The sequence below is a fragment of the Pantoea sp. Sc1 genome, from assembly GCF_000255315.1.
GTDB lineage: Bacteria > Pseudomonadota > Gammaproteobacteria > Enterobacterales > Enterobacteriaceae > Pantoea > Pantoea anthophila.
On the sequence record NZ_AJFP01000001.1, the window covers coordinates 3,087,186 to 3,113,332 of the forward strand.

23 protein-coding genes are annotated in these 26,147 nt (G+C 54.7%); 12 read left to right on the top strand and 11 right to left on the bottom strand.

The features are described from left to right. Positions 1–84: 84 nt before the first annotated feature. Both S7A_RS14385 and queC read left to right on the top strand, forming a co-directional pair. Positions 85–1,803, top strand: coding sequence for an SgrR family transcriptional regulator (locus S7A_RS14385; protein ID WP_033736393.1), 1,719 nt, complete (start codon positions 85–87; stop codon positions 1,801–1,803). 41 nt (positions 1,804–1,844) lie between these two features. Next, complete coding sequence (queC, locus tag S7A_RS14390) at positions 1,845–2,540, top strand: 7-cyano-7-deazaguanine synthase QueC (RefSeq protein WP_009091692.1); 696 nt, start codon at positions 1,845–1,847, stop codon at positions 2,538–2,540. A 48-nt stretch (positions 2,541–2,588) separates the two neighbouring features. Here queC and S7A_RS14395 read toward each other — a convergent pair whose 3' ends face one another. From S7A_RS14395 to bolA, 9 genes are all read right to left on the bottom strand, one after another. Continuing rightward, positions 2,589–2,987 (bottom strand): thioesterase family protein, encoded by a 399-nt coding sequence (locus tag S7A_RS14395; protein WP_009091695.1) that lies wholly within the window; start codon positions 2,985–2,987, stop codon positions 2,589–2,591. 97 nt (positions 2,988–3,084) lie between these two features. Further along, complete coding sequence (locus tag S7A_RS14400) at positions 3,085–3,438, bottom strand: helix-hairpin-helix domain-containing protein (protein ID WP_033736593.1); 354 nt, start codon at positions 3,436–3,438, stop codon at positions 3,085–3,087. A 140-nt stretch (positions 3,439–3,578) separates the two neighbouring features. Continuing rightward, complete coding sequence (gene ppiD / locus S7A_RS14405) at positions 3,579–5,447, bottom strand: peptidylprolyl isomerase (protein ID WP_009091699.1); 1,869 nt, start codon at positions 5,445–5,447, stop codon at positions 3,579–3,581. A gap of 247 nt (positions 5,448–5,694) precedes the next feature. Beyond that, entirely contained in the window at positions 5,695–5,967 is a 273-nt protein-coding gene (hupB, locus tag S7A_RS14410) for a nucleoid-associated protein HU-beta (RefSeq protein ID WP_009091701.1), read from the bottom strand. A gap of 215 nt (positions 5,968–6,182) precedes the next feature. Then, a complete protein-coding gene (lon, locus tag S7A_RS14415) occupies positions 6,183–8,537 on the bottom strand; it encodes an endopeptidase La (RefSeq protein ID WP_009091703.1) in 2,355 nt (784 codons plus the stop codon). A gap of 186 nt (positions 8,538–8,723) precedes the next feature. Further along, positions 8,724–9,995 (bottom strand): ATP-dependent protease ATP-binding subunit ClpX, encoded by a 1,272-nt coding sequence (gene clpX, locus S7A_RS14420; RefSeq protein WP_009091705.1) that lies wholly within the window; start codon positions 9,993–9,995, stop codon positions 8,724–8,726. A 134-nt stretch (positions 9,996–10,129) separates the two neighbouring features. Further along, complete coding sequence (gene clpP, locus S7A_RS14425) at positions 10,130–10,753, bottom strand: ATP-dependent Clp endopeptidase proteolytic subunit ClpP (protein ID WP_009091707.1); 624 nt, start codon at positions 10,751–10,753, stop codon at positions 10,130–10,132. A gap of 335 nt (positions 10,754–11,088) precedes the next feature. Then, positions 11,089–12,393, bottom strand: coding sequence for a trigger factor (gene tig, locus S7A_RS14430; protein ID WP_009091709.1), 1,305 nt, complete (start codon positions 12,391–12,393; stop codon positions 11,089–11,091). A 293-nt stretch (positions 12,394–12,686) separates the two neighbouring features. Beyond that, positions 12,687–13,001: a transcriptional regulator BolA gene (bolA, locus tag S7A_RS14435; RefSeq protein ID WP_008924895.1), complete on the bottom strand. Its 315-nt coding sequence runs from the start codon at positions 12,999–13,001 to the stop codon at positions 12,687–12,689. A 286-nt stretch (positions 13,002–13,287) separates the two neighbouring features. Between bolA and S7A_RS14440 the strand changes: the two genes are divergently transcribed. The 8 genes from S7A_RS14440 (at position 13,288) to S7A_RS14475 (ending at position 22,120) form a co-directional block, all read left to right on the top strand. Continuing rightward, complete coding sequence (locus S7A_RS14440; protein WP_009091711.1) at positions 13,288–13,866, top strand: lipoprotein; 579 nt, start codon at positions 13,288–13,290, stop codon at positions 13,864–13,866. 61 nt (positions 13,867–13,927) lie between these two features. Further along, the gene (ampG, locus tag S7A_RS14445) at positions 13,928–15,418 is read left to right on the top strand and encodes a muropeptide MFS transporter AmpG (protein ID WP_009091713.1); all 1,491 of its coding nucleotides are present in this window, start codon (positions 13,928–13,930) and stop codon (positions 15,416–15,418) included. Between the two features lie 444 nt (positions 15,419–15,862). Next, positions 15,863–16,789: a cytochrome o ubiquinol oxidase subunit II gene (gene cyoA, locus S7A_RS14450; protein WP_009091715.1), complete on the top strand. Its 927-nt coding sequence runs from the start codon at positions 15,863–15,865 to the stop codon at positions 16,787–16,789. 4 nt (positions 16,790–16,793) lie between these two features. Beyond that, positions 16,794–18,776, top strand: coding sequence for a cytochrome o ubiquinol oxidase subunit I (cyoB, locus tag S7A_RS14455; RefSeq protein WP_009091717.1), 1,983 nt, complete (start codon positions 16,794–16,796; stop codon positions 18,774–18,776). Beyond that, complete coding sequence (locus tag S7A_RS14460; RefSeq protein ID WP_009091720.1) at positions 18,776–19,393, top strand: cytochrome o ubiquinol oxidase subunit III; 618 nt, start codon at positions 18,776–18,778, stop codon at positions 19,391–19,393. The genes cyoB and S7A_RS14460 overlap by 1 nt, the downstream gene beginning before the upstream one ends. Then, positions 19,393–19,722, top strand: coding sequence for a cytochrome o ubiquinol oxidase subunit IV (locus S7A_RS14465; RefSeq protein WP_008924889.1), 330 nt, complete (start codon positions 19,393–19,395; stop codon positions 19,720–19,722). The genes S7A_RS14460 and S7A_RS14465 overlap by 1 nt, the downstream gene beginning before the upstream one ends. A 13-nt stretch (positions 19,723–19,735) precedes the next feature. Continuing rightward, on the top strand, positions 19,736–20,623 hold the full coding sequence (cyoE, locus tag S7A_RS14470; RefSeq protein WP_009091722.1) for a heme o synthase: 888 nt from the start codon (positions 19,736–19,738) through the stop codon (positions 20,621–20,623). Positions 20,624–20,755: 132 nt separating this feature from the next. Further along, positions 20,756–22,120, top strand: coding sequence for an MFS transporter (locus S7A_RS14475; protein ID WP_009091724.1), 1,365 nt, complete (start codon positions 20,756–20,758; stop codon positions 22,118–22,120). Positions 22,121–22,347: 227 nt separating this feature from the next. On the opposite strand, the gene S7A_RS14480 is transcribed toward S7A_RS14475, so the two are convergent. Further along, the gene (locus S7A_RS14480) at positions 22,348–22,839 is read right to left on the bottom strand and encodes a YajQ family cyclic di-GMP-binding protein (protein ID WP_009091726.1); all 492 of its coding nucleotides are present in this window, start codon (positions 22,837–22,839) and stop codon (positions 22,348–22,350) included. Positions 22,840–22,974: 135 nt separating this feature from the next. Here S7A_RS14480 and panE point away from each other — a divergent pair, with 135 nt between their 5' ends. Together panE and yajL are read left to right on the top strand one after the other, a co-directional pair. Then, positions 22,975–23,895, top strand: coding sequence for a 2-dehydropantoate 2-reductase (gene panE / locus S7A_RS14485; protein WP_009091728.1), 921 nt, complete (start codon positions 22,975–22,977; stop codon positions 23,893–23,895). After that, positions 23,849–24,445: a protein deglycase YajL gene (gene yajL / locus S7A_RS14490; RefSeq protein ID WP_009091730.1), complete on the top strand. Its 597-nt coding sequence runs from the start codon at positions 23,849–23,851 to the stop codon at positions 24,443–24,445. The genes panE and yajL overlap by 47 nt, the downstream gene beginning before the upstream one ends. A gap of 51 nt (positions 24,446–24,496) precedes the next feature. Here yajL and thiI read toward each other — a convergent pair whose 3' ends face one another. Then, entirely contained in the window at positions 24,497–25,945 is a 1,449-nt protein-coding gene (thiI, locus tag S7A_RS14495; protein WP_009091733.1) for a tRNA uracil 4-sulfurtransferase ThiI, read from the bottom strand. Positions 25,946–26,147: the final 202 nt, after the last annotated feature.

The window sequence follows — 26,147 nt, forward strand, 5'->3', positions numbered from 1 at the left end:
CCTGCTGAAAAGATGAGTCCCACTATTGCCTGTTAATTACGGAACTAATAGTGAATACTTTTAAAAAATTGTTCCGGGTTTATGATGCGCGAACTTCACCGTATTCATCAGTTTCAGCGCCTGTGGCAGCAGAGTCAGGGGGCGCCTCAGCAGACCTGCGTGGCGGAGATGGCCCGTCACTGCATCTGCAGCGAGCGTCATCTGCGCACGCTGCTGTCACACTGGCAGCAGGCGGGCTGGCTCAGCTGGCGGGGTGAAGCGGGCCGGGGTAAGCAGGGCCAGGTCACTTTTCTGCGCACGCCTGAAGCGTTACGTCAGCAGCTGCTGCAACGGCAGCTCGATAGCGGCGCGGCGGCAGACGCCTTGCAGCTGCTGGATCTGCCGCCGGAGCGGCTGATGACTCTGCTGCGCCCGATGATGGGGGGACAGTGGCAGAACGATACGCCGGTGCTGCGCATCCCCTACTATCGCCCGATGGAGAGCACAGCACCGCATCAGATTACCGGTCGGGCTGAACAGCATCTGGTGCGCCAGATCTACTCCGGCCTGACCCGCTTTGAGCAGGATGCGCCGGTTGGCGATCTGGCTCATCACTGGCAGCACGATGAAACGGGATGTCACTGGCTATTCTGGTTACGGCCTCAGCTGAGGTGGCACAACGACGAGCCGGTTCAGGCGGAGCAACTGGTGTCGCAGTTTCGTCAGCTGTTGCAGGAACCGCGCGTCGCACTGCTGCTGGCCGACGTGGAGAGCGTGGAAGCGCCGCATCCGCTGGCCCTGCGTTTTGTGCTGCGGCAACCTGATTTCTGGCTACCGCACCGGCTGGCGCATCTGCTGTGCCTGCTGCCCCATCCCGATCATCCCGCCATCGGCAGCGGTCCGTGGAAACTGCGTCACTTCAGCCCTGAACTGGTCAGGATGGAGAGTCATGCGCAGTGGCACCTGCAGCGTCCACTGTTGCAGGCCGTGGAGTACTGGATTACGCCACAACTGTTCGACCCCCGCCTGGGCAGCAGCTGTCGTCATCCGGTGCAGATCGCCATCGGCGATGCCGCCGAGCTTAAGACGCTGCAACCGGTCAGCAACAGCATCAGTCTCGGTTTCTGCTATCTGCTCTGCCGCCCGCGTGACGGTTTTACTGCCGAACAGGCGCGCTGCGTCTTCCATCTGATCCAGCAAAGCGGCATCGTCAGCCGGCTGCCTCTTGATGAAGGCTTAATTACGCCCAGCAACGAGCTGCTGCCTGGCTGGCCGGTGCCGCCGATCGAGGCAGTGCCTGGCCCCCTGCCCGCCACGCTGACACTCCACTATCAGCTGCCGGTTGAGCTGCATCAGATGGCGCAGGCGTTATGTGAATTACTCAGGCAGCATGGCTGTCACCTCCAGGTGTTTTTTCATCCGGTCAAAAGCTGGCAAACCATTCATCAGCTTGATGAGGCCGACCTGGTGATGGGCGATCGACTGATAGGCGATGCCCCGGTGTTTACACTGGCGAACTGGCTGGCACTGGACCCGCTGTGGCGGCCTCTGTCAGCGACCCTGCAGGGCAAAGCGGTACAGAGACAGCTGCTGGCTATCCAGCAGATTGCTGACGGTGAGGCCCGCTCCCGCGCGCTGCATCAGCTTTATCATCAGCTGATGACGGACGGCATTCTGCTGCCGCTGTTTAACTATCGCTACCAAATCTACGCGCCGCCCGGCGTCGAAGGGATTGAACTCAATGCGCTGGGCTGGTTCGATTTCAGCCGCGCATGGATTCCGCCGCCGATTGATCCGCCGTGCAGCTGTTCAGCGGCGGAATGAGGCATTACCATAAGCGCAAAATTACTTATCAGGGAAATGCCATGAAACGCGCTGTTGTTGTTTTCAGCGGTGGACAAGATTCCACAACCTGCCTGGTTCAGGCTTTAGCACTTTATGATGAGGTGCACTGCGTCACCTTCGATTACGGACAACGCCATCGGGAAGAGATTGAGGTGGCCCGGGAACTGGCTATCAGGCTGGGTGCGCGCGCACACAAAGTGCTGGATGTCACTATGCTGAACGAACTCGCCGTCAGCAGCCTGACGCGCGATAGCATTCCGGTACCCGCCTACAATCCTGACGCCACCGGATTACCGAGTACTTTTGTGCCGGGTCGCAATATTCTCTTTCTGACGCTGGCCTCGGTTTATGCCTATCAGGTAGAGGCCGAAGCGGTGATCACGGGCGTCTGCGAAACCGATTTTTCCGGCTATCCCGATTGCCGCGATGAGTTTGTTAAAGCCATGAACCAGGCGGTCACGCTTGGCATGGCGCGCACTCTCCGCTTCGAGACGCCGCTGATGTGGCTCAATAAGGCGGAAACCTGGGCGCTGGCGGACTACTGGCAGCAACTGCCGCTGATTCGCGAAGAGACGCTGACCTGCTATAACGGTGTGAAAGGTGACGGCTGCGGTGAGTGTGCAGCCTGTCATTTACGGGCCAACGGCCTGCAGGGTTATCTCAGCGATCGTGCGGGCGTGATGGCCGCAATGAAAGCAAAGAGCGGCCTTAACTGAGGCCGACAGTGATGGCGGCAGCGATCGGGTTTGCCGCCTTTTTTTCTCTCATGCCATCAGACGCATCAGTCGCTCCCGCAACGCCCCTTCCAGGGTGACCGCCTTCTGGGTGCGCAAATCGATGCAGACAAAGGTCAGCGCAGCATCGGCAACCACTGTCTCCTGGCCTGCCAGCAGCACCCGCTGTGCGATGACGCCACTCCTGCCATTTAACTGCGTAATCTCACTGTCGATGGTGAGTACGTCGCCCAGTACGGCCGGGCGACGGTAGTTGATGTTAATATTGACCACCACAAACGCCAGTTTCTGCTCCTGCAGCCAGTGGAATGCTTCAGCCTCTTCCAGCCATTGCCAGCGCGCCTCCTCAAGAAATTCAAGATAACGCGCATTGTTAACGTGCTGATAGACATCCAGATGGTAGCCGCGCACTTTTATCGTGGTCTGCATGGTCATGCTCTCCTGCTTTGGGTGAACTGGTTGGACCTGTTCACTTTAGCAGAGCCGCCGGTTCAGCGCGGGTTATGCATCACAGATGCGTACTGCCTCACAATTTCAGCCGGCCTGCATTACGTTCTATCAGCGCATTCCCGATCCCCGGCACTTCGCTGAGTTGCTGGATCGCGCTGAACGGTCCGTACTGTTCGCGATAGCTGACAATGGCCTGGGCCTTTTTCAGCCCCACGCCGTTCATCACGGCAGAGAGCTGTTCCGCCGTCGCATCGTTGATGCTGACCTGACCCGGCTGAGCAACGTCGCTGATTGCTTTTTCCGGCGCAGGCAATGCGTTCTGGCTGATGGACGTGCTGGCAGGATCGGGGGCCGCAGCAACGCTGCTGTGGCAGAACGCGCCGCCCAGCGCGAGTGAGAGATAGAGGGCAACGACTTCATGTTTAGCCATGCTGTGTTTCTCCTTGTGTGTAAACAGCAGCGACAGCGTGTCACGACGGTGCACAAGCCACAAAAGCGGGATTTCAGAAATGGAAAAGGCCGCGAATGCGGCCTTGGATTATTACAGTGGTTTCGCGGTTTCTGCGAGGCTTACTGCATTTGTGCGGCTGCGCCGTACTTGATTTTTGCCTCTTTGCGCAGATTTTGCAGTAACGCTTCAAAGGTCAGTTGGGCATTGTTCTGCGTGACACCTTTGACCATTTCATCAATCTGCGCCTGTGGCATGGTGCCGGTTTTCACCTTATCCACTGCCACCAGCACCACGTTGCCCTGCATATCTTCGCTCACGCCCCACGACGGTTTGTTATCCGCAGGCTGAGGCAGATTAAAGGCAGCCTGTGCCACCGGATCCTGCACGTTGCGATCGACCGTTTTACTGGCGCTCAGCGTCAGGCCTGCTGCGGTCAGCGCCTCCTGCTTACCGGCTTTAAGCGCATCCAGCAATTTGTCCGCCTGGGCTTTCGCCTGCTGCGTCGCTTTATCATGCTTCAGCGTGTCGGTGATCTGCGCCTTAACCTGATCCAGCGGTTTTATCGCTTCCGGTTTGTGATCGCTGATACGCAGCACAAAGGCGCGGTCGCCATCCACTGTGATGATATCGGAGTTATTACCCGGCGCACCATTCTGTCCCACCAGGCCACCGTTGAAGATAGCCTGCTTCACCGGATCAAAGTTAAGCGCGTCTGGCAGTGAATCCTGACTGAACCAGCCGGTCTCCTGCGCCTTCAGACCGGAAGCCTGCTCGGCACCCGCCAGTGACTCATTATCGTTGCTCGCCGCTTCGCTGACTTTCTGCTGCAGTTTGTAGAAGGCATCAACGCCCTTCTCCTGCTTCACTTTCGCGGCAATCGCGCTGTGAACGTCAGCCAGCGGCTTAACCTGCTCTGCCTGGATATCGTCAAGACGCACGACCAGGAAGCCCACTGACGACTTGATCACACCCGACATCTGGCCTTTCTCTGTCAGGCCCGCATTTTTCAGCTCATCCGGTGTGGTTGACGGTTCCAGCCAGCCCATGTCGCCGCCCTTACGCGCGGAGATAGGGTCAATGGATTTGGCTTTTGCCACGTCCGCGAAAGAGGCGCCCGCTTTCAGCTGAGCCAGAACGGCATTAGCATCCGCTTCCGTTTTGGTCTGGATTACGCTGTAGCGAGTACGCTGTGGCTGCGTGTAGTCCGCTTTATGCTGATCGTACCAGGCCTGAATATCCGCCTCGCTGGCATCCTGCTGCATGCTGGCGGCATCCATCAGGATATAGCTGACGCGGAACTGCTCTGGTGCCATAAAGCTGCTTTTATGCAGCTGATAATACTGGCTGATTTCGTCATCGGTGACGGTCTGTTTCGCCGCCAGCGCGTTCACATCCAGCGTCGCCTGACGGATATCACGCTGCTGGGACACCAGGTCCACCAGCCGGCTCGCTTCGCCTTTCAGCGTGAAGTCGGTATTGGCAACGGCATTGATCAGCTGTTGATTGGAGAGCTGTTTACGCAGCGCTTCAGCATACTGGTCAGCACTGAAACCCATGCTGCCGATCAGATTGAGGTATTTCGCATTATCGAATTTACCGTTGGTCTGGAAAGCCTGCTGGTTGAAGATAGCCTGTTTGACCTGATCGTCGCTGATGCTGAGGTGGAGATCTTTGATATAGCTGTCAAGCAGCGCCCGGTCGATTAACTGAGACAGCGCCTGCTGACGCATCTGCTGCATGTAACCGTCGTTGCTGGCCAGCTGCGAGAACTGGTCCCCCAGCATCTGCTGCTGACGGCTGCGTTCGCTGTTGAACGCCTGCTCCAGCTGCGCGCGGCTAATCTCCTGACCGTTTACTTTGGCCGCATAGTCGTTATTGCCGCCAATCAGATAGTTGCCAACGCCCGTCAGCACAAAGGAGAGGATAATCAGCCCCAAAATAATCTTGAGCACGACATGGTTCGACGCCGCGCGTAAATTGTCCATCATGGTATGGCAACACTCCGCTGTAGTGTGAATGTAAAGCCCGGTCGCCCTTCGCCTCTGGCTGGCGACTCACGCAACTGCTGGCTTAGCTGGCAGTCTCAATCCGGTCCAGGTCCATCTAACGGCCCGATTTTCACCGATTAAAACAAAAAAGGCACATCTCATTGATGTGCCCGTATGTTACATGAGAACGCGTTCATCGTCCTCTCATCCACTGAAGAAAATGCGTCAATGAATCTGTTCGTTATTCTTAATTGACTGCGTCTTTCAAGGCTTTACCGGCACGGAAACCTGGCACTTTACCGGCCGGGATCGTGATCTCTTTACCGGTTTGCGGGTTGCGGCCAGTACGCGCAGCACGGTCACGTACAGAGAAAGTACCGAAACCGACCAGAGCCACTTCATCACCGTCTTTCAGCGCATCAGAAACAGAGCCCATAAATGCATCTAAAACACGTCCCGCTGCCGCTTTAGAAATGTCAGCATCAGCAGCAATTTTGTCGATCAATTGTGACTTATTCACTCTCTTCATCCCCTCTTTTATTATTTCACATCGTACCCCGGCTTCCCGCCGGGTACGAACGCGCAGCAAGTTATATCAAGCCTGTGGAGCCGAAACAACGGAATTTCTCTGAGAACGTCATGCCGGCAGCCACCTAAATTAGCGGCACAAAAAAAAGCTGGCAAGCGTCAATTGCCTTGCCAGCTTCGCTTTTTAACGGTTTATGCCGCTAATCACTATTTTGCTGTTGTGACCTGCATACCGTATGGCGCATTTTCCAGTGCCAGATTCAGCACCTCTTCAATGCGTTTCACCGGATGAATCGCCAGATCGGCAATCACGTTCTGAGGAATATCTTCCAGATCACGCTTGTTGTCGTCCGGGATCAGTACGGTTTTAATGCCACCACGGTGCGCGGCCAGCAGTTTCTCTTTCAGGCCGCCAATCGGCAACACCTGACCACGCAGGGTGATCTCACCGGTCATCGCCACATCGGCGCGCACCGGGTTACCGGTCAGACAGGAGACCAGCGCGGTACACATTGCGATGCCGGCGCTTGGGCCATCTTTTGGCGTCGCGCCTTCGGGAACGTGAACGTGAATATCACGTTTTTCGTAGAAGTCACCATTGATGCCCAGCTTCTCGGCACGGGCACGCACCACGGTCAGCGCAGCCTGAATCGACTCCTGCATCACTTCACCCAGCGACCCCGTATAAGTCAGCTTGCCTTTACCCGGCACACAGGCGGTTTCGATGGTCAGCAGATCGCCGCCCACTTCGGTCCACGCCAGTCCGGTCACCTGACCGACACGGTTTTCGCTGTCAGCACGGCCATAGTCGAAGCGCTGAACGCCCAGGAAATCCTTGAGGTTCTCGCCATCGATGGTGATGTGCTTTTTCGTCTTGTCCATCAGCAGTGACTTCACCGCTTTACGGCACAATTTCGACAGCTCACGCTCAAGGCTACGCACCCCGGCTTCGCGGGTGTAGTAGCGAATGATGCCGATGATGGCGCTGTCTTCAACCGTAATCTCACTGGCTTTCAGGGCGTTACGCTCAATCTGCTTCGGCAGCAGATGCTGCTTAGCGATGTTCAGTTTTTCATCTTCGGTGTAACCCGACAGACGAATCACTTCCATACGGTCAAGCAGCGGAGCCGGAATGTTCATGGAGTTTGACGTGGCCACGAACATCACATCGGAGAGGTCATAGTCGACTTCCAGATAGTGATCGTTGAACGCAATGTTCTGTTCCGGATCGAGGACTTCCAGCAGCGCCGACGCCGGATCGCCACGCATGTCAGAGGACATCTTGTCGATTTCATCCAGAAGGAACAGCGGGTTTTTCACCCCGACTTTTGCCATTTTCTGAATGAGTTTACCCGGCATTGAGCCGATGTAAGTACGACGGTGACCACGGATTTCCGCTTCGTCACGCACGCCACCCAGTGCCATACGCACATATTTACGTCCGGTCGCTTTGGCGATCGACTGACCGAGGGACGTTTTACCTACCCCTGGCGGTCCGACCAGGCAGAGAATCGGCCCTTTGATTTTGCTGACGCGACTCTGAACCGCAAGATACTCGAGAATACGATCCTTCACGCGCTCCAGGCCGTAGTGATCGGTATCCAGTGTCTCCTGCGCTTTACGCAGATCTTTCTTCACTTTGCTGCGTGCGTTCCACGGAACCTGCACCATCCAGTCGATGTAGCCACGCACCACGGTCGCTTCCGCCGACATCGGAGACATCATTTTCAGCTTCTGCAGCTCAGCTTCGGCTTTCTCACGCGCCTCTTCCGGCATTTTTGCCGCGTCGATTTTGCGTTTTAACGCTTCATATTCGTCCGGCGCGTCATCCATCTCGCCCAGCTCTTTCTGAATCGCCTTCATCTGCTCATTCAGATAGTACTCGCGCTGGCTCTTCTCCATCTGCTTTTTAACACGGTTGCGAATACGCTTCTCAACCTGCAGCAGATCGATTTCAGATTCCATCATCGCCATCAGATATTCCAGACGTTCGTTAACGTCGGACATCTCCAGCACAGACTGTTTGTCTGCCAGTTTCAGTGGCATATGTGCAGCAACGGTGTCGGCAAGGCGCGCCGCATCGTCAATATTGTTCAGTGAGGTCAGGACCTCAGGTGGGATCTTTTTATTCAGTTTGATGTAGCCTTCAAACTGGTTGATCGCCGTGCGCACCAGCACTTCCTGCTCGCGCTCTTCAATTTCCGGCGAAACCAGGTATTCAGCTTGTGCCACAAAATGGTCACCGTTATCGGCCAGCGTCGTGATATGGGCGCGCTGTAAACCTTCGACCAGAACTTTGACGGTGCCATCCGGCAGTTTCAGCATTTGCAATACTGATGCCACGGTCCCTACTGAAAAGAGATCGTTAATGCCAGGTTCATCCGTTGAAGCCTCTTTCTGTGCGACCAGCATGATTTTTTTATCATGATCCATTGCGGCTTCAAGGCACCGAATTGATTTTTCCCGGCCAACAAACAACGGAATTACCATGTGCGGATAAACCACCACGTCGCGCAGCGGCAACACGGGGATTTCAATGCGTTCAGAACGCTCAGGATTCATAGAGCTCTCTCTTTGTTTAATGTCCGCCAGGTGATGGGAACCGCATCAGGCAGGTATGCAGTTAAACCCACAGGTATCTGAGTATATGGGGATGATTGTCTGACATTCAACGTCACAGAGGCGAGAAAAGCAAAAGGGGAAACATTTTCCCCTTTTTTAAGATAACAATGTGGACGATCTGTTTAATTATTCGCCAGATGCCTGCGCTTCGTGCTTACCGTAAATCAGCATCGGTTCAGACTGACCGTCAATAACTGACTCATCAATCACTACTTTTTCGACGTCATCCATAGAAGGCAGGTCATACATCGTTTCCAGTAACGCACCTTCAACGATCGAACGCAGACCACGTGCACCGGTTTTACGTGACATCGCTTTTTTCGCAATAGCGGTTAACGCCTCGTCACGGAACTCCAGCTCAACGCCTTCCAGGTTGAACAGCGCCTGGTACTGTTTGGTCAGGGCATTCTTCGGCTCACGCAGAATCTGAATCAGGGCTTCTTCACTCAGCTCGCTCAGGGTCGCCACAACAGGCAGACGACCGATGAACTCAGGGATCAGACCAAATTTGATCAAATCTTCAGGTTCACACTGTGAAAGCAGTTCGCCTTCGCTGGCTTTCTGCGATTTCCCTTTCACGGTTGCGCCGAAGCCGATACCGGATCCGGTTTCAACACGCTGCGAGATCACTTTGTCCAGACCGGCGAATGCGCCGCCACAGATAAAGAGAATTTTAGAGGTATCAACCTGCAAAAATTCCTGCTGAGGATGCTTACGTCCGCCCTGCGGTGGAACCGCGGCTACAGTACCTTCAATCAGCTTCAGCAGCGCCTGCTGCACACCTTCGCCTGACACGTCACGGGTAATCGACGGATTGTCAGACTTACGTGAAATTTTGTCGATTTCATCGATGTAGACGATGCCGCGCTGCGCTTTCTGCACGTCATAGTCACACTTCTGCAGCAGCTTCTGGATGATGTTTTCGACATCTTCACCCACGTAACCCGCTTCAGTCAGCGTGGTTGCATCAGCCATGGTGAATGGCACATCCAGCAGCCGCGCCAGCGTCTCAGCCAGCAGCGTTTTACCACTCCCGGTCGGACCAATCAGCAGAATGTTACTTTTGCCCAGCTCAATACCGTTGCTGGTATCGCCATTACGCAGACGTTTGTAGTGGTTGTAAACCGCAACCGCCAGCACTTTCTTCGCTCTCTCCTGACCGATGACATAATCATCAAGGTGATGGCGAATTTCATGTGGGGTTGGCAACGCACTGCGTTCACGATGCGGGGCAACTTCTTTGATCTCTTCGCGAATGATGTCGTTGCACAGGTCAACACACTCATCGCAGATATACACTGACGGCCCGGCAATCAGCTTTCGCACTTCATGCTGGCTTTTGCCGCAAAAAGAGCAGTACAGCAACTTTCCTGAACCGTCTTTGCGCTTATCTGTCATCAGTTAACCTCTTCTTGTTCTCAGGCCGTACCTGCGTACGGCGCAGGCCGTGCAGTGACGGCCGAAATTCATTCAACCCGTAATAGTACCGTTGTCCTGTTAACTATAGACCAGGGACAAGGGTAAGTCGGGTCTTATTGGCGATGCGTCAGAATTGAATCGACTAAGCCATACTCTACCGCTTCACTGGCAGAGAGGAAACGGTCACGCTCGGTGTCGCGCTCAATTTCTTCCAGCGATTTACCGGTGTGCTCAGCCATCAGCTCATTCATACGCTGTTTCACCTTCAGGATCTCGCGCGCATGGATTTCAATGTCTGACGCCTGGCCCTGATAGCCACCCAGCGGCTGGTGGATCATGACGCGTGAGTTTGGCAGGCAGAAACGTTTACCTTTGGTCCCTGCGGTCAGCAGGAAAGCGCCCATGGAACAGGCCTGGCCCATACAGATGGTGCTGACGTCCGGCTTGATGAACTTCATGGTGTCGTAAATCGACATGCCAGCCGTGATCACGCCGCCCGGTGAGTTAATGTAGAGATAGATATCTTTTTCCGGGTTTTCCGCTTCCAGAAACAGCATCTGCGCGACGATCAGATTCGCCATATGGTCTTCGACCTGGCCGGTCAGGAAGATCACACGCTCTTTCAGCAGACGGGAGTAAATGTCGTAAGAACGCTCACCACGCGAAGTCTGTTCAACAACCATTGGCACCAGCGCATTGTGCGGTGCAGTATATTCACGATCGCCACTGTATGACATTACCGTCTCCTGGATAAATTTCATTGGCAACATTCTGTACCGATTCTACGAAAGACGCGCGGGAAACTCCACGCCACGTCTCTTTCCGACACCTTCAGGACGGTTAATCAGCCAGCCTCACTCTTCTTCCTGCATACTCCCTATATCTGGGGATAGTGCACGCCTGTTTCAAGCATAACAATCTTTTCCCTGTTCGCTAACCCGGAAAAAGCGATGCGTGAATAATTTGCTGGTTAATTAAGCAAATAGAGGGGAAGAATCGCGTGCTGCGCGTCAAAACAAAAAAGCCCGCGACTTTTCAGTCGCGGGCTTAGCACATACCGTTAAAGGTCTGATCAGGCCTGAGCGGTCTGGTTCATCAGATCCTGGAAGTTGGTCTCTTTCTCGGTCACTTTCGCTTTCGCCAGGACCGCTTCAACCGCCTGCTCTTCCAGCGCAACGTTGCGCATGTTGTTCATCAGCTCGTTATTCTTGCTGTAGAACTCGATCACTTCCTGCGGATCTTCATACGCAGAAGCCATCTCTTCGATCATGGTGTTAACGCGTGCTTCATCCGCTTTCAGCTCATGGGTACGAATCACTTCGCCCAGCAGCAGGCCGACAACAACACGGCGTTTCGCCTGCTCTTCGAACAGTTCGCGAGGCAGTTCCAGCGCCTGCTGCTCGTTGCCACCAAAACGCTGTGCAGCCTGACGACGCAGAACGTCGATTTCGCTATCAACCAGCGCAGCAGGAACGTCGATTTCGTTAGCCGCAACCAGACCGTCGATCGCCTGAGATTTGATGCGGTTACGGATAGCGCCTTTCAGCTCACGATCCATGTTCTTGCGGACTTCAGTGCGCAGACCGGCAACAGAACCATCTTCAACGCCGAAACGTTTGATGAACTCTTCAGTCAGTTCTGGCAGCTCGCGCGTTTCAACTTTCTTCAGCACGATCTCGAACTTCGCGTCTTTCCCTTTCAGGGTTTCTGCGTGATAGTCGTCCGGGAATTTCACGTCAATGGTGAACGTCTCGCCCGCTTTGTGACCCACGATGCCTTCTTCAAAGCCTGGGATCATGCGGCCCTGGCCCATGGCCAGAACGAAATCAGAGGCTTTGCCGCCTTCGAACTCTTCGCCGTCAACGGAACCGTTGAAGTCGAGGGTCGCGCGATCTTCTGCACCGGCCGCTGCGTCGCTTTCAATCCAGTTAGCCTGCTGCTTGCGCAGGGTATCCAGCATGGTGTCAACGTCAGCATCGGTAACTTCAACCAGAGGTTTTTCGACTTCGATGTTTTCCAGGCCTTTCAGCTCAACTTCCGGATACACTTCGAACTCAACCGCGTAGGTGAAATCCTGACCTTCTTTGTACTCGCCTGGCACGTAGTTAGGTGCGCCAGCCGGGTTGATTTTTTCTTTGATGATGGCGTCAACGAAGTTGCGCGTCATCAGCTCGCCCAGCACGTCCTGGCGGACAGAAGCGCCGTAACGCTGTGCGACGATGTTCATCGGCACTTTGCCTTTACGGAAACCATCGATGCGAACTTTCCTGGCAACGTCAACCAGTTCTTTTTTTACTGCGCTTTCGATGCTGTCAGCAGCGACAGTAATCGTAATGCGACGGCCCAGGCCCTGAGTGGTTTCTACAGAAACTTGCATCTTGTTACCTCAAAAAATCACGTGCTCGGTCAACTTCAGACACCACACATCGTGAAATGCGCCGTATCCAACAACCGGGACGGCTTCCGTGAAGAGAACCTGATCCCTGTTACCAGAAGCGTCCCGAAGACATTCCGGAAAAATAGACGCAGCATTATAGCGGCATCGCTGGAATGAGTCGAGGATGGTAACTCACCACTTTTCAGCAGCTTTGCTGCTTTTTTGAGCCAGGGATCGCGTTTTTCGCTAAATAAACGAAAAAACGGCCCGCAGGCCGTTTCAGAGAAGGGAGATCAGGCGAGGGTTCCGGCCCCACGACAGTTCGGCGAAGCCAGCACGGTATCCTGCAATCCTTCCCACTCTTTCAGTGTGTAGGTGTGCAGGGCTAAGGCATGGACGCTGCCGGCGAGTTCTGCCGCCAGTTCGCCATAAATCAGACGGTGACGCGCCAGAAAGCGCTGGCCTGCAAAGCAGTCGCTGACAATGACCACTTTGAAGTGACTTTCGGAACCGGCAGGCACATTATGCCGGTAACTTTCGTCATGCACTTCCAGATGAGCTGGCTGAAATGCCACACGCAGCTTTTCTTCTATTTGTTCGCGGATCATGGCTATTACTCCTCAATGGCGAGCGCGGTGCCCCATCTCATTCAATCTTAGTCGCTTTTACTGCGCTTACCCGTCAGCCGACACGAAATATTCGCTCAGGCGTCGGCCAGCTTCCGGCGCGCATCATAACGCAGCTGAAACGAACAGCAAACAGACCCGCCAGTGACCCCGCGCAAAACATCTTCAGAGACAATTTCCCCTGGCGCAGGGCTTTTTTCACTGCCGGGCAATGCTATGATGAACGCCATTTTTGCAAACAAACCCCCTGACACCAACGAGAAAAAGTATGTTGAAAAAACTGTTATTCCCCCTGTTGGCTGCGTTCATTTTAGCCGGCTGTGCAACCAGCAATAATACCCTTACCATTCAGCCTAAGATTGAGCTGCCACAGCGCGATCCGGGCCTGATGGCGGTCACCGTCAGCATCAACGGAGCCGATCAGCGTCAGGATCAGGCGCTGGCAAAAGTGAACCGTGACGGTCAGCTGGTGACCCTGACACCATCGCGCGACCTGCGTTTCCTGCTGCAGGAAGTGCTGGAGAAACAGATGACGGCACGTGGCTACATGGTGGGACCGAATGGCGCGGTCGATCTGCAGATCGTAGTGAACAACCTCTATGCTGACGTTACCCAGGGCAACGTGCGCTACAGCATCACCACGAAAGCGGACATCTCTATCATTGCTACCGCCAAAAACGGCAGCAAACAGGTTAAAAATTACCGCCAGACTTACAGCGTAGAAGGCGCGTTCAGCGCAACGAACCAGAAGATTACTAACGCGGTCAACGCCACCATGAGCGATGTCATCGCAGACATGGCACAGGACACCAGCGTCAACGACTTCATCAAACAGAACGCGCGTTAATTTCGTCTCTCCTCTGCCCGGCATGATGCCGGGCATCGTGTTTGTTACCGGCAGGATCCGCATGAACCACTATCTTCGCCTCTTCAGCCAGAAAAATGCCGCCGTACTGCTGCTGCTCGGTTTCGCCTCCGGCCTGCCGCTGGCCCTGACATCCGGCACGTTGCAGGCGTGGATGACAGTGGACAATGTCGATCTGAAAACCATCGGTTTCTTTTCGCTGGTCGGCCAGGCCTATGTCTTTAAGTTTCTCTGGTCGCCGATGATGGACCGCTACACGCCGCCGTTTCTGGGCCGGCGTCGCGGCTGGTTGCTGCTCAGCCAGCTGGCGCTGGTCGGGGGCATTGCGGCGATGGGGTTTCTGCAACCCAGCCGGGATCTGACCCTGATGGCAGCTCTGGCGGTGCTGATCGCCTTCTGCTCCGCCTCACAGGACATTGTCTTTGACGCCTGGAAAACCGATATTCTGCCGCCTGAAGAGCGCGGCAGCGGCGCGGCGATTACCGTGCTGGGTTACCGGCTGGCGATGCTGATTTCAGGCGGGCTGGCGCTGTGGCTGGCTGACCGCTATCTCGGCTGGCAGGCGACCTACTGGCTGATGGCGCTGATGATGGTGCCGGGCATTATCGCCACGCTGATGGCGAGCGAGCCGGACACCCATATTTCCACGCCCCACTCTCTGCGTCAGGCTGTCGTCGACCCGCTGAAAGATTTCTTTCAGCGCAATAACGCCTGGCTGCTGATTACCCTGATTATTCTCTACAAGCTGGGTGATGCCTTTGCCGCCTCACTGACCACCACCTTTCTGATTCGCGGCGTCGGCTTTAATGCTGGCGATGTCGGTCTGGTTAACAAGACGCTGGGCCTGCTGGCGACCATCATTGGTGCGCTCTATGGGGGTGTCGTCATGCAGCGCCTGAGTCTGTTCCGGGCACTGATGATTTTCGGCCTGCTGCAGGCTGCCTCAAACTTCGGTTACTGGCTGCTGGCGGTGACGGATAAACAGCTGTGGAGCATGGCCAGCGCGGTCTTTGTGGAAAACCTCTGTGGCGGCATGGGCACCGCCGCCTTTGTGGCGCTGTTGATGACCCTCTGCAACAAATCGTTCTCCGCGACCCAGTTTGCCCTGCTGTCAGCGCTTTCTGCGGTGGGCCGGGTTTACGTCGGTCCGGCTGCGGGCTGGCTGGTTGAACTCTGGGGCTGGCCAGCCTTTTATGCCTTCACCGTCGTGGCGGGCGTGCCGGGTCTGTTGCTGCTGGCATTTTGCCGTCAGACGCTAAATCAGGTCGAGCAGAGTGGCAAATTCCTGACACGAAGCTACTATCCTCTTGGCTATCGCTGGACGAATCGTCTGTTTGCAGCAGGCTGTGGCGTGCTGGGACTCTGGCTGGTGGCGCTGGCGCTGGATGCGCTGGGGCTCACTGTGCTGGCTGCCCTGCTGTCACCCCTATTTGGTACTGGCATGGTACTCGCGTTGCTGGCCGTATTGTCGGGTCTGCTGCTCGACTACCGGGCACTGAAACGAGCGCCTGCCCTGCCCGCGTCAGATGCTTAAGTGAAATCGATGGGTTAACGGCTGCGGCTTATTTTTTTGTCAACGGACCAGGCCGCCGTCATTTATCATCGTCTGTTATTTTTTGAAAATAAGAATATGGCCTGAGGAGGGGGAGCGGAAATACTAAAAACCGGTGAGCAATTACTTTAGTTAAATTTCATCACACAAATGATGCAGACTTGTTAAATATTTGGGCGTTAAAAGTAAGGGTTATTCCTTTCCCTGATTTTTTTGCGGTTACTTCCATTGGTTTTTGTTATATTGGTGCCAACTGCTTGTCTGCGTTAACTATTTGTCACCTGACGCAACATCTGTGACACCCTTAGCAAAAGGTGTCAACACGCATCTGACACATCCTTAAGCTGGTTTACACTGCATAAACCTTCCCGTAAAATGCGCGCACACTTAAACGACAATAGAGCCCTTTGTCATTGAGGTCGTTAAATGAGACTCAGTAAATACAATAAAAGTTTGGGGATTTTGTCATTAATTGCAGGCACTTTTTTAATGAGTGGCTGCGATAGTGCATTGTTAAATCCCAAAGGACAGATTGCACTGGAGCAACGTTCGCTGATACTGACTGCCTTTGGCCTGATGTTGATCGTCGTTATCCCCGCAGTCCTGATGGCCGTGGTGTTTGCCTGGAAATATCGGGCATCCAACACGAATGCGAAGTACAGCCCTAACTGGTCACACTCTAACAAAGTGGAAGCCGTGGTCTGGACCATTCCGATCCTGATCATTCTCTTCCTCAGCGTGCTGACCTGGAAATCGACCCATGCACTGGAGCCCAGCAAACCGCTGCAATCTGATGTAAAACCGGTTGAGATCGATGTGGTTGCACTGGACTGGAAATGGCTGTTCATTTACCCGGAACAGGGTATTGCAACCGTGAACCAGATTGCCTTCCCGGCAAACACGCCAGTGAACTTCAAAATCACGTCTAACTCCGTCATGAACTCTTTCTTCATTCCAACGCTCGGCAGCCAGATTTATGCGATGGCCGGTATGCAGACCAAGCTGCATCTGATTGCGAATGAGCCAGGGACTTTCGACGGTATCTCTGCGAACTTCAGTGGTCGCGGTTTCTCTGGCATGAAGTTCAAAGCCATTGCAACCAAAGACGATGCGGAATTCCAGCAGTGGGTAGCAAAAGTTAAAGCAGCACCTAACACGCTGACCACCATGGAAGATTTCGAGAAAGTTGCTGTACCAAGCGAAAACCACCCGGTGGAATATTTCTCTTCAGCGAATCCTGAACTGTTCAAGCAAGTTATCGCTAAGTTCATGACCAGCCACGGGAAGATGGACATGCCTGAACATGAAGGTATGGACATGAGTCACGCCGCTTCCGCGGGAGCCGAGGAATAATACGATGTTCGGAAAATTAACACTGGATGCAGTGCCGTACCATGAGCCGATTATCATGGTCACGGTCGCCGGTATCATTTTAGGTGGTCTGGCACTGATTGCCGCCATCACCTATTTTGGTAAATGGCAATATCTGTGGTCTGAATGGCTAACGTCTGTCGACCATAAAAAACTGGGTATCATGTACGTCATCATGGCATTCGTCATGCTGCTGCGTGGTTTTGCTGATGCCATCATGATGCGTACCCAACAGGTAATGGCGTCGGCCGGTGAAGCGGGCATTCTGCCACCGCATCACTACGACCAGATCTTTACGGCGCACGGCGTCATTATGATCTTCTTCGTGGCGATGCCTTTCGTGGTTGGCCTGATGAACATCGCCGTTCCGCTGCAGATTGGTGCACGTGACGTTGCGTTCCCGTTCCTGAACAACCTGAGCTTCTGGTTTACTGCGGTCGGTGTGATCCTGGTTAACCTGTCACTGGGTGTGGGCGAGTTCGCGCAGACCGGCTGGCTGGCTTATCCGCCACTGTCCGGCGCGGAGTACAGTCCCGGCGTCGGGGTCGACTACTGGATCTGGAGTCTTCAGCTCTCCGGTATCGGTACGACCTTAACCGGTATTAACTTCTTCGTGACCATCCTGAAGATGCGTGCACCGGGCATGAGCCTGTTCAAAATGCCTGTCTTTACCTGGACTGCGCTGTGCACCAACGTCCTGATCATCGCTGCGTTCCCGGTTCTGACCGTGACCCTGGCGCTGTTGACCCTTGATCGTTATCTCGGCTTCCATTTCTTCACCAATGAAATGGGCGGGAACATGATGATGTACGTCAACCTGATCTGGGTCTGGGGTCATCCGGAAGTGTATATTCTGGTTCTGCCGGTCTTTGGTGTGTTCGCAGAAATTACCGCGACCTTCTCCAAAAAACGTCTGTTTGGCTACACCTCACTGGTGTGGGCGACCATCGCGATTACCGTACTGTCGTTCATCGTCTGGCTCCACCACTTCTTCACCATGGGTGCGGGTGCGAACGTTAACGCCTTCTTCGGTATCATGACAATGATCATCGCGATTCCGACCGGGGTTAAAATCTTTAACTGGCTGTTCACCATGTACCAGGGCCGCATCCAGATGCACTCTGCGATGCTGTGGACCGTTGGCTTCCTGGTAACCTTCTCTGTAGGGGGTATGACCGGCGTACTGCTGGCCGTTCCGGGTGCTGACTTCATTCTGCACAACAGCCTGTTCCTGATTGCACACTTCCATAACGTTATCATCGGTGGTGTTGTCTTCGGTTGTATGGCGGGCGTGACCTACTGGTTCCCGAAAGCCTTTGGCTTTACCCTGAACGAAACCTGGGGCAAACGCGCCTTCTGGTTCTGGATCATTGGCTTCTTCGTTGCCTTTATGCCGCTGTACGCACTGGGCTTCATGGGTATGACCCGTCGTCTGAGCCAGGATATCGATCCACAGTTCCACCCTCTGCTGGTGGTCGCTGCGGTCGGTGCAGGTCTGATTGCAATGGGTATCCTGTGTCAGCTGACCATGTTCTACGTTTCGGTCCGTGACCGCGACCAGAACCGTGATCTGACCGGTGACCCGTGGGGCGGTCGTACGCTGGAGTGGGCAACCTCTTCACCACCACCGTTCTATAACTTTGCTGTGATCCCGCATGTGCATGAGCGTGACGCTTTCTGGGAAATGAAAGAGAAAGGCGAAGCGTACAAGCAGCCGGAGTCGTATGAAGAGATTCATATGCCGAAAAACAGCGGTGCTGCACTGGTTATCTGTGCGTTCGCGACGGTAATGGGCTTCGCGCTGATCTGGCATATCTGGTGGCTGGCAGGTCTTTCATTCCTCGGCATGATCGTTACCTGGATCGTGAAGAGCTTCGACGAAGACGTGGATTACTACGTTCCGGTTGCTGAAGTTCAGAAGATTGAAAACCAGCACTTTGACGAAATCAGCAAAGCAGGTCTGAAATAATGTCAACTGAAACTCTGATTAAACATCACCACGACGCCCATGCGGAGCATGGGCATCACGATGCAGGAGCCAATAAAGTCTTTGGCTTCTGGATCTACCTGATGAGTGACTGCATTATCTTCGCAACCCTGTTTGCGACCTATGCCGTCATGGTCAACAACACTGCCGGTGGCCCGGCAGGTAAAGATATCTTTGAGCTGCCGTTTGTTCTGGTAGAAACCGCCCTGCTGCTGCTGAGCTCCATCACGTACGGCATGGCTGTTATCTCCATGAACAAGGAGCAAAAAGGTGCCGTTATCGGCTGGCTGGCGCTGACCTTCCTGTTTGGTCTGGGCTTCATCGGCATGGAAATCTATGAATTCCATCACCTGATTGCGGAAGGCTTTGGTCCGGATCGCAGTGGCTTCCTGTCTGGCTTCTTTACGCTGGTCGGTACCCACGGTCTGCACGTGACCTCGGGTCTGATCTGGATGCTGGTGCTGATGTTCCAGATTTCTAAACGTGGCCTGAACGCGACTAACCGCACCCGTATCATGTGTCTGAGCCTGTTCTGGCACTTCCTGGACGTGGTCTGGATTTGCGTCTTCACCGTTGTTTACCTGATGGGAGCCATGTAATGAGTCATTCTGTTAACGAACATGGCGCTTCACACGGTAGCGTGAAGTCCTACATGATCGGCTTCATCCTCTCTATCATCCTGACGGCGATCCCGTTCTGGATGGTCATGGATGGCAGTGCATCTCACGGTACTATCCTCGGTGTTGTTCTGGTCTGTGCGGTTATCCAGGTGCTGGTTCACCTGGTTTACTTCCTGCACTTAGACAGCAAATCTGAGGGTGGCTGGAACATGGTAGCCATTGTTTTCTCGGCCATCATCATCCTGATTGTCGTAGTAGGCTCACTGTGGATCATGTGGAACCTCAACTACAACATGATGCCTCACTAAAGAGTCACGCGTAATGTTTAAGCAATACCTGCAAGTTACAAAACCAGGAATTATTTTCGGGAATTTAATTTCTGTGATCGGCGGATTCCTGCTGGCCTCTAAAGGCAACACGGATTACGCCCTGTTTCTCATCACCCTGGTGGGCGTGTCACTGGTGGTTGCATCGGGTTGTGTTTTCAACAACGTGATCGACCGCGACATCGACATCAAGATGGAGAGAACCAGGAATCGGGTGCTGGTAAAAGGCCTTATCTCCGCGAAAGTAAGCCTGGTTTATGCCACTGTGCTGGGTATTGCTGGCTTTGCGTTGCTCTACTTCGGTGCAAATCCGCTGGCCATGTGGCTGGCGGTGATGGGCTTCGTGGTTTACGTGGGCATCTACAGTCTCTACATGAAGCGTCATTCCGTTTACGGTACGCTGATTGGCAGTCTGTCGGGTGCTGCACCGCCGGTTATCGGCTACTGTGCGGTATCCAATGAGTTTGATGCCGGTGCCTTAATCCTGCTGGCGATCTTCAGCCTGTGGCAGATGCCGCATTCGTACGCGATTGCCATCTTCCGCTTTAAAGATTACCAGGCGGCGAACATCCCGGTACTGCCGGTGGTGAAAGGGATCTCCGTAGCAAAAAATCATATTACGCTCTATATCCTGGCGTTTATGATTGCCACGCTGATGCTGACGCTGGGTGGCTATGCCGGCTACAAATATCTGGTGGTGGCCGCTGCGGTCAGCGTCTGGTGGCTGGGCATGGCGTTATCCGGTTATAAAACCGCTGACGATCGTGTCTGGGCGCGTAAACTGTTTGTCTTCTCTATCGTGACGATTACCGCGCTGAGCGTGATGATGTCGGTAGATTCGATGGCTCCGGCCTCGAAGGACCTGCTGACTTACGTCTGGTAACGGACACCGTAAGAGCATGAAAAGGGCGCGATTTTCGCGCCCTTTCTTTTTGTTACGACTGCTTAAAAACTATTGTTTTACCCGCCCTGCCCCGCCCCCTAGAATAAATGCAGCACATTAACAGAGGTTGGAATGAACGATAATAAAATGACTCCGGTGGAGCTGCGCGCCACATGGGGCCTCGGTACGGTCTTTTCCCTGCGCATGCTGGGAATGTTTATGGTCCTGCCGGTACTGACCACTTATGGCATGGCATTACAGGGCGCGAGTGAAACGCTGATCGGCCTGGCGATTGGTATCTATGGCCTGGCCCAGGCGATTTTTCAGATTCCTTTTGGTCTGCTTTCCGATCGCATCGGGCGAAAGCCGTTGATCGTGGGCGGACTGCTGCTGTTTGTTCTGGGTAGCGTTATTGCTGCCTGCACGGACTCTATCTGGGGCATTATTCTGGGCCGTGCGCTGCAGGGCTCCGGCGCAATTGCCGCGGCCGTGATGGCGCTGCTCTCCGATTTGACGCGAGAGCAGAACCGCACCAAAGCGATGGCCTTTATCGGCATCAGTTTTGGTGTCACCTTCGCGATTGCGATGGTCGTCGGTCCGGTCGTTACGCACGCGTTAGGGCTGCAGGCGCTGTTCTGGATGATTGCGATCCTGGCCTCGCTGGGTATCGTCATCACGCTGCTAGTGGTGCCATCCACCCCGCATCATGTGCTGAACCGTGAATCGGGCATGGTCAAAGGCAGCTTTCGCAAGGTGCTGGCAAATCCACGTCTGGTGAAGCTGAATATCGGTATTTTCTGTCTGCATATCCTGCTGATGTCGAGCTTTGTCGCCTTGCCGGGGCAGTTTGAGCAGGCGGGTTTCCCGGCCCCGGAACACTGGAAAGTCTATCTCTCGACCATGCTGATCGCCTTTGCGGGCGTGGTGCCGTTCATCATTTATGCCGAAGTGAAGCGTCGCATGAAGCGCGTCTTTGTGGGCTGCGTCGGAATGATCGTTATTGCTGAGATCGTACTGTGGGGTGCGGAAGGCCATTTCTGGACGCTGGTCGTTGGGGTTCAGCTCTTCTTCTTCGCTTTCAATCTGATGGAAGCCATTCTCCCTTCGCTGATCAGTAAAGAGTCGCCTGCCGGTTACAAAGGAACGGCGATGGGCATTTACTCCACCAGTCAGTTCCTTGGCGTAGCCGTTGGCGGCAGCATGGGCGGCTGGGTGTTTGGTCATTTCGATGCACAGACCGTGTTTATGGTCGGCGCAATGGTGGCTGCGGCCTGGCTGTTTGTCAGTATGACGATGCAGGAACCCCCTTATGTGAGCAGCCTGCGAATTGTGCTGAGTGACGCGGCACTGGCTTTGCCGAATCTGGAGCAGCGCCTGAAAGCGCAGAAAGGGGTGAACTCCGTGTTTATCGTACCGGAAGAGAAAAGCGCGTATATCAAAATTGATAGCAAGGTCACCAGTCGGCCAGAGCTGGAAGCGCTGCTGGGGAGTTGCTGATAAAAGGCCGGTTTGCCGTGGTAGTGTTGAGATCGGGCTGGCTCAGGGAACAGGGTCAGATCGGAAAGTCGCAAAAGCCGCACCCCTCTTACAGAGGACTCATAAATTCAAAGGCTTAGGGAACCAGAACGTAATCATCCAGACGACATCCGGTTCGATAACAAAAAACCCGGCCTGAGCCGGGTTTTTCATAACTGCCTTCAGGCCCAAAAAACAGCCTGTCCCGCTTAATCGCGGAAGTTTTTAAACTGGAACGGCTGCCCCAGATTGCTGCCGCGCACAATCGCCATTGCGCTCTGCAGATCATCGCGCGCTTTGCCGGTCACTCGTAACGCTTCACCCTGAATCTGGGTCTGTACTTTCAGCTTACTGTCTTTGATCAGCTTCACCAGCTTCTTCGCTACGTCGCTCTCAATGCCCTTCTTCAGTTTGGCATCGACCGCCCAGCTTTTACCGCTGTGCTCAATCTCTTCCGGCACCTCTAAGGCACCGCCTTCAATCCCGCGCTTCAGTAACTTCTCACGCAAAATATCGACCAGCTGTTTAACCTGGAAATCAGACTCGCTGGTGATTTTAATGGTTTCATTCTTTTCGTTGAGCTCAAACTCGGCGCTCACGTTACGGAAATCGAAGCGGGTAGACACCTCACGGTTGGCATTCTCCACCGCATTGCGAATTTCCTGCAGATCGACTTCTGAAACGATATCGAAAGATGGCATCTCTTCTTCTCCTGACGCTAAAGTGACATGCATAATACGCGTCTTACGGTGCTAAATAAAATCAGGCTGTGCACGACGCTATACTCATGGTGTGACAGTAAATAATAAATGGATAGCCCGCCAGCGGGAGGCAGTATGAAAATTACCGTGTTAGGGTGCGGTGCTCTGGGTCAGGTCTGGCTGACAGCGCTCGCCCGTCAGGGACACGAGGTGCAGGGATGGTTGCGGGTGCCGCAGCCCTATTGCTCGGCCAATGTCGTCGACCCGGAAGGCAACATAGCCAACCGCACCTTCATCGCTAACGATCCGCTGTTTCTGGCGGAAAGCCAGCTGCTGCTGGTTACGCTAAAAGCGCCCCAGGTGTCGCCCGCCGTGAAAAATCTGGAAAGCGTTCTGCCGGAAAACTGTCCGGTGCTGCTGCTGCATAACGGCATGGGCACGCTGGAGGAGCTTAAAGGGTTAACACAGCCGCTGCTGCGTGGCGTCACGACGCACGCCGCGATGCGTGATGGCACCGTCATCAAACACATCGCCAGCGGCATCACCCACATCGGTCCCGGTAACCGCAAAAGCGCCGCTTACAGCGATCTGGCCGACATCCTGCACCATGCCCTGCCCGATGTCGCCTGGCATGACAACATCCGTGCGGCCTGCTGGCGCAAGCTGGCGGTGAACTGCGTGATCAACCCGCTCAGCGTGGAATATGAGTGCCAGAACGGCGCGCTGCGTGCGTATCCGGAACAGATTGCGCAGTTATGCGAAGAGATCAGCTGGGTCATGGAGCGCGAAGGTCAGAACGTAGCCAGCGAAAGCCTGCAGGATATTATCTTCGACGTGATTGAAAGCACGGCGGCGAACACCTCTTCCATGCTGCAGGATATCCGCGCGCAGCGGCTCACCGAAATCGACTACATCAGCGGCTTTTTACTGCGCCGCGCCCGGACGCACGGCCTGGTGCTGTCGGAGAACACCCGTCTGTATGACATTGTAAAACGCAAGGAGTCCCATTATGACCGCGAACGCATCGGTGCTGGTTTGCCTGGCACATGGCAGTGAAGAGACCGAAGCCGTCACCACCATCGACCTGCTGGTTCGTGCCGGGCTGAACGTCGTCACCGCCAGCGTCGAAAGCGATGGCAGCCGGGAGATCGTCTGCTCACGCGGTGTCCGCCTGCTGGCTGACGCCCCGCTGGTCGAGGTCGCCGACAACGATTTCGCCGCCATCGTCCTGCCTGGTGGCCTGAAAGGCGCGGAGACCTTCCGTGACAGCCCGCTGCTGGTTGAAACGGTGCGTCAGTTTCATCTCAGCGATAAAATCGTTGCGGCGATTTGCGCGGCGGCAGGTACGGTGCTGGTTCCCCACGATCTGTTCCCTGTCGGAAACATGACCGGCTTTCCCGGCTTAAAAGAGACCATTCCGGCGGAGAAATGGATGGAGCGCCGCGTCGTCTGGGACCCGCGGGTAAAACTGCTCACCAGCCAGGCACCCGGCACGGCCATGGATTTTGCGCTGAAACTGATCGATCTGCTGGTGGGAAAAGAAATGGCACGCGACGTTGCCGCACAGCTGGTGCTGGCACCCGGCATTTATGACTATCAGGCGTGATCAGGTTCATCAGTCAGACCCCGACAGGGTCTGACTGACCGTAAGCCAGCACTACGGGCGGTAGACTTTCACGTTCTTAAAGCCCTGCTCATGCAGATAGAGGGCCTGCAGACGGCTCATCACGCCGCGATCGCAGTAAAGCAGCCAGGTGCGGTTCTGATCGAGATCGCCAAACTGCGTGCTGAGTTTGTAGAACGGCAGTGATTTCACCTCCGTGGCCTTCAGCTCAAGCGGATTCTCTTCCTGCTCGTCGATGGCGCGGATATCCAGCACCACGTCGTTTTCACTCAGCAGCGCGACGGTTTCAACTTCCACCACCTCCTCTTCTGTCTGCTCAGCGATGGTGCGGATATCGACATTGGTCGCCTCTTCCACCACGCGATCCAGAATCGTGAAGTCGAAATTCTGCTCTTCTGCCTCGATCTTCGCTTTCACCGCCTTCACTGTCGGGCTTTTGGAAATCACCCCACAATATTCCGGCATGGTGCTGGCAAAATCTTCGGTGCCGATCTCCCGGGCGACTTTGATGATGTGCTCTTTGTCGTGAGAGATCAGCGGACGCAGAATCAGCGTATCGGAGGCGTTATCAATCAGACGCAGGTTGGTCAGCGTCTGGCTCGATACCTGCCCGACTGCTTCACCGGTGACCAGCGCCTGTACGCCGTAACGCTCAGCCACGCGGGAAGCGGCACGCACCATCATGCGCTTCAGCACCACGCCCATCTGACCGTCATCCACTTTTTCCAGGATCTCGCCGACGACCGGCTCAAAATTGATCGCCACAAAGCGCACCCGGTGCGAACGGCCAAAGCGGTTCCAGAGATAGTGCGCGACCTGACGGACGCCAATCTCATGGGCGGCGCCGCCAAGATTAAAGAAGCAGTAGTGTACGCGGCTGCCGCGGCGCAGCAGCATGTAGCTGGAGACGCCGGAGTCAAAGCCACCGGAAATCAGCGACAGCACATCTTCCTGTGTGCCGATTGGGAAACCGCCCAGCCCCTCATAGCGTGCAGTCACCAGCGTCAGCTGATTCTCGTCCACTTCGAGATTAACCGTTACCTCCGGGTTTTTAAGCTGCACACGGGCGCTTTCGATGTGCTGGTTCAGCCCGCCGCCCACATAGCGCTCCACATCCTGCGAACTGAAGCTATGCTTACCACGACGTTTAACCCGAACGCAGAAGCTCTTTCCTTCGAGGCTGTCGCGATACTGCGCTAAGGTCTGTTCGAAGATGTGATGAATATCTGTGTACTCGCGATCTTCAACCGCTAAAACGTGATGAATCCCCGGAATGCGCGTCAGCTCATCGGGAATAATGTCCCGCAGCGCGTCGTTTTTTGAGCGCACTTCAATGTGATCCCAGTAACGCACAACGGCGATGTCGTCGCTGACGGTTTTCAGGACGTTACGGATATTGCTGGCAAGAATCTTGATAAAGCGCAAACGCACCGACTGACTCTTGATGGTGATTTCAGGAAATAACTTGATGATAAACTTCATGGCGACACAGCTTCGTTGGGCAAATAAGTGCTAAAAGAGGCAGCACTTAGCTGGTAAAATCACAAAATTGCGGGCTGCAAGGCGCAACCGCATCCGAGGCGCGGGAGTATATCACCTTTGTCAGGTGACTGCTTCTTCATCAGCTGCCGCATTGATTATTTTGCTAATCATAGGGTCTCAGCTACCATGACCGATTGCGAGA

Bases quoted from the DNA above. Each gene is read 5' to 3' on its own strand.
- S7A_RS14385 (WP_033736393.1), top strand. From the start codon at position 85: ATGCGCGAACTTCACCGTATTCATCAGTTTCAGCGCCTGTGGCAGCAG.
- queC (WP_009091692.1), top strand. From the start codon at position 1,845: ATGAAACGCGCTGTTGTTGTTTTCAGCGGTGGACAAGATTCCACAACC.
- S7A_RS14395 (WP_009091695.1), bottom strand. From the start codon at position 2,987: ATGCAGACCACGATAAAAGTGCGCGGCTACCATCTGGATGTCTATCAG.
- S7A_RS14400 (WP_033736593.1), bottom strand. From the start codon at position 3,438: ATGGCTAAACATGAAGTCGTTGCCCTCTATCTCTCACTCGCGCTGGGC.
- ppiD (WP_009091699.1), bottom strand. From the start codon at position 5,447: ATGATGGACAATTTACGCGCGGCGTCGAACCATGTCGTGCTCAAGATT.
- lon (WP_009091703.1), bottom strand. From the start codon at position 8,537: ATGAATCCTGAGCGTTCTGAACGCATTGAAATCCCCGTGTTGCCGCTG.
- clpX (WP_009091705.1), bottom strand. From the start codon at position 9,995: ATGACAGATAAGCGCAAAGACGGTTCAGGAAAGTTGCTGTACTGCTCT.
- clpP (WP_009091707.1), bottom strand. From the start codon at position 10,753: ATGTCATACAGTGGCGATCGTGAATATACTGCACCGCACAATGCGCTG.
- tig (WP_009091709.1), bottom strand. From the start codon at position 12,393: ATGCAAGTTTCTGTAGAAACCACTCAGGGCCTGGGCCGTCGCATTACG.
- bolA (WP_008924895.1), bottom strand. From the start codon at position 13,001: ATGATCCGCGAACAAATAGAAGAAAAGCTGCGTGTGGCATTTCAGCCA.
- S7A_RS14440 (WP_009091711.1), top strand. From the start codon at position 13,288: ATGTTGAAAAAACTGTTATTCCCCCTGTTGGCTGCGTTCATTTTAGCC.
- ampG (WP_009091713.1), top strand. From the start codon at position 13,928: ATGAACCACTATCTTCGCCTCTTCAGCCAGAAAAATGCCGCCGTACTG.
- cyoA (WP_009091715.1), top strand. From the start codon at position 15,863: ATGAGACTCAGTAAATACAATAAAAGTTTGGGGATTTTGTCATTAATT.
- cyoB (WP_009091717.1), top strand. From the start codon at position 16,794: ATGTTCGGAAAATTAACACTGGATGCAGTGCCGTACCATGAGCCGATT.
- S7A_RS14460 (WP_009091720.1), top strand. From the start codon at position 18,776: ATGTCAACTGAAACTCTGATTAAACATCACCACGACGCCCATGCGGAG.
- S7A_RS14465 (WP_008924889.1), top strand. From the start codon at position 19,393: ATGAGTCATTCTGTTAACGAACATGGCGCTTCACACGGTAGCGTGAAG.
- cyoE (WP_009091722.1), top strand. From the start codon at position 19,736: ATGTTTAAGCAATACCTGCAAGTTACAAAACCAGGAATTATTTTCGGG.
- S7A_RS14475 (WP_009091724.1), top strand. From the start codon at position 20,756: ATGAACGATAATAAAATGACTCCGGTGGAGCTGCGCGCCACATGGGGC.
- S7A_RS14480 (WP_009091726.1), bottom strand. From the start codon at position 22,839: ATGCCATCTTTCGATATCGTTTCAGAAGTCGATCTGCAGGAAATTCGC.
- panE (WP_009091728.1), top strand. From the start codon at position 22,975: ATGAAAATTACCGTGTTAGGGTGCGGTGCTCTGGGTCAGGTCTGGCTG.
- yajL (WP_009091730.1), top strand. From the start codon at position 23,849: ATGACCGCGAACGCATCGGTGCTGGTTTGCCTGGCACATGGCAGTGAA.
- thiI (WP_009091733.1), bottom strand. From the start codon at position 25,945: ATGAAGTTTATCATCAAGTTATTTCCTGAAATCACCATCAAGAGTCAG.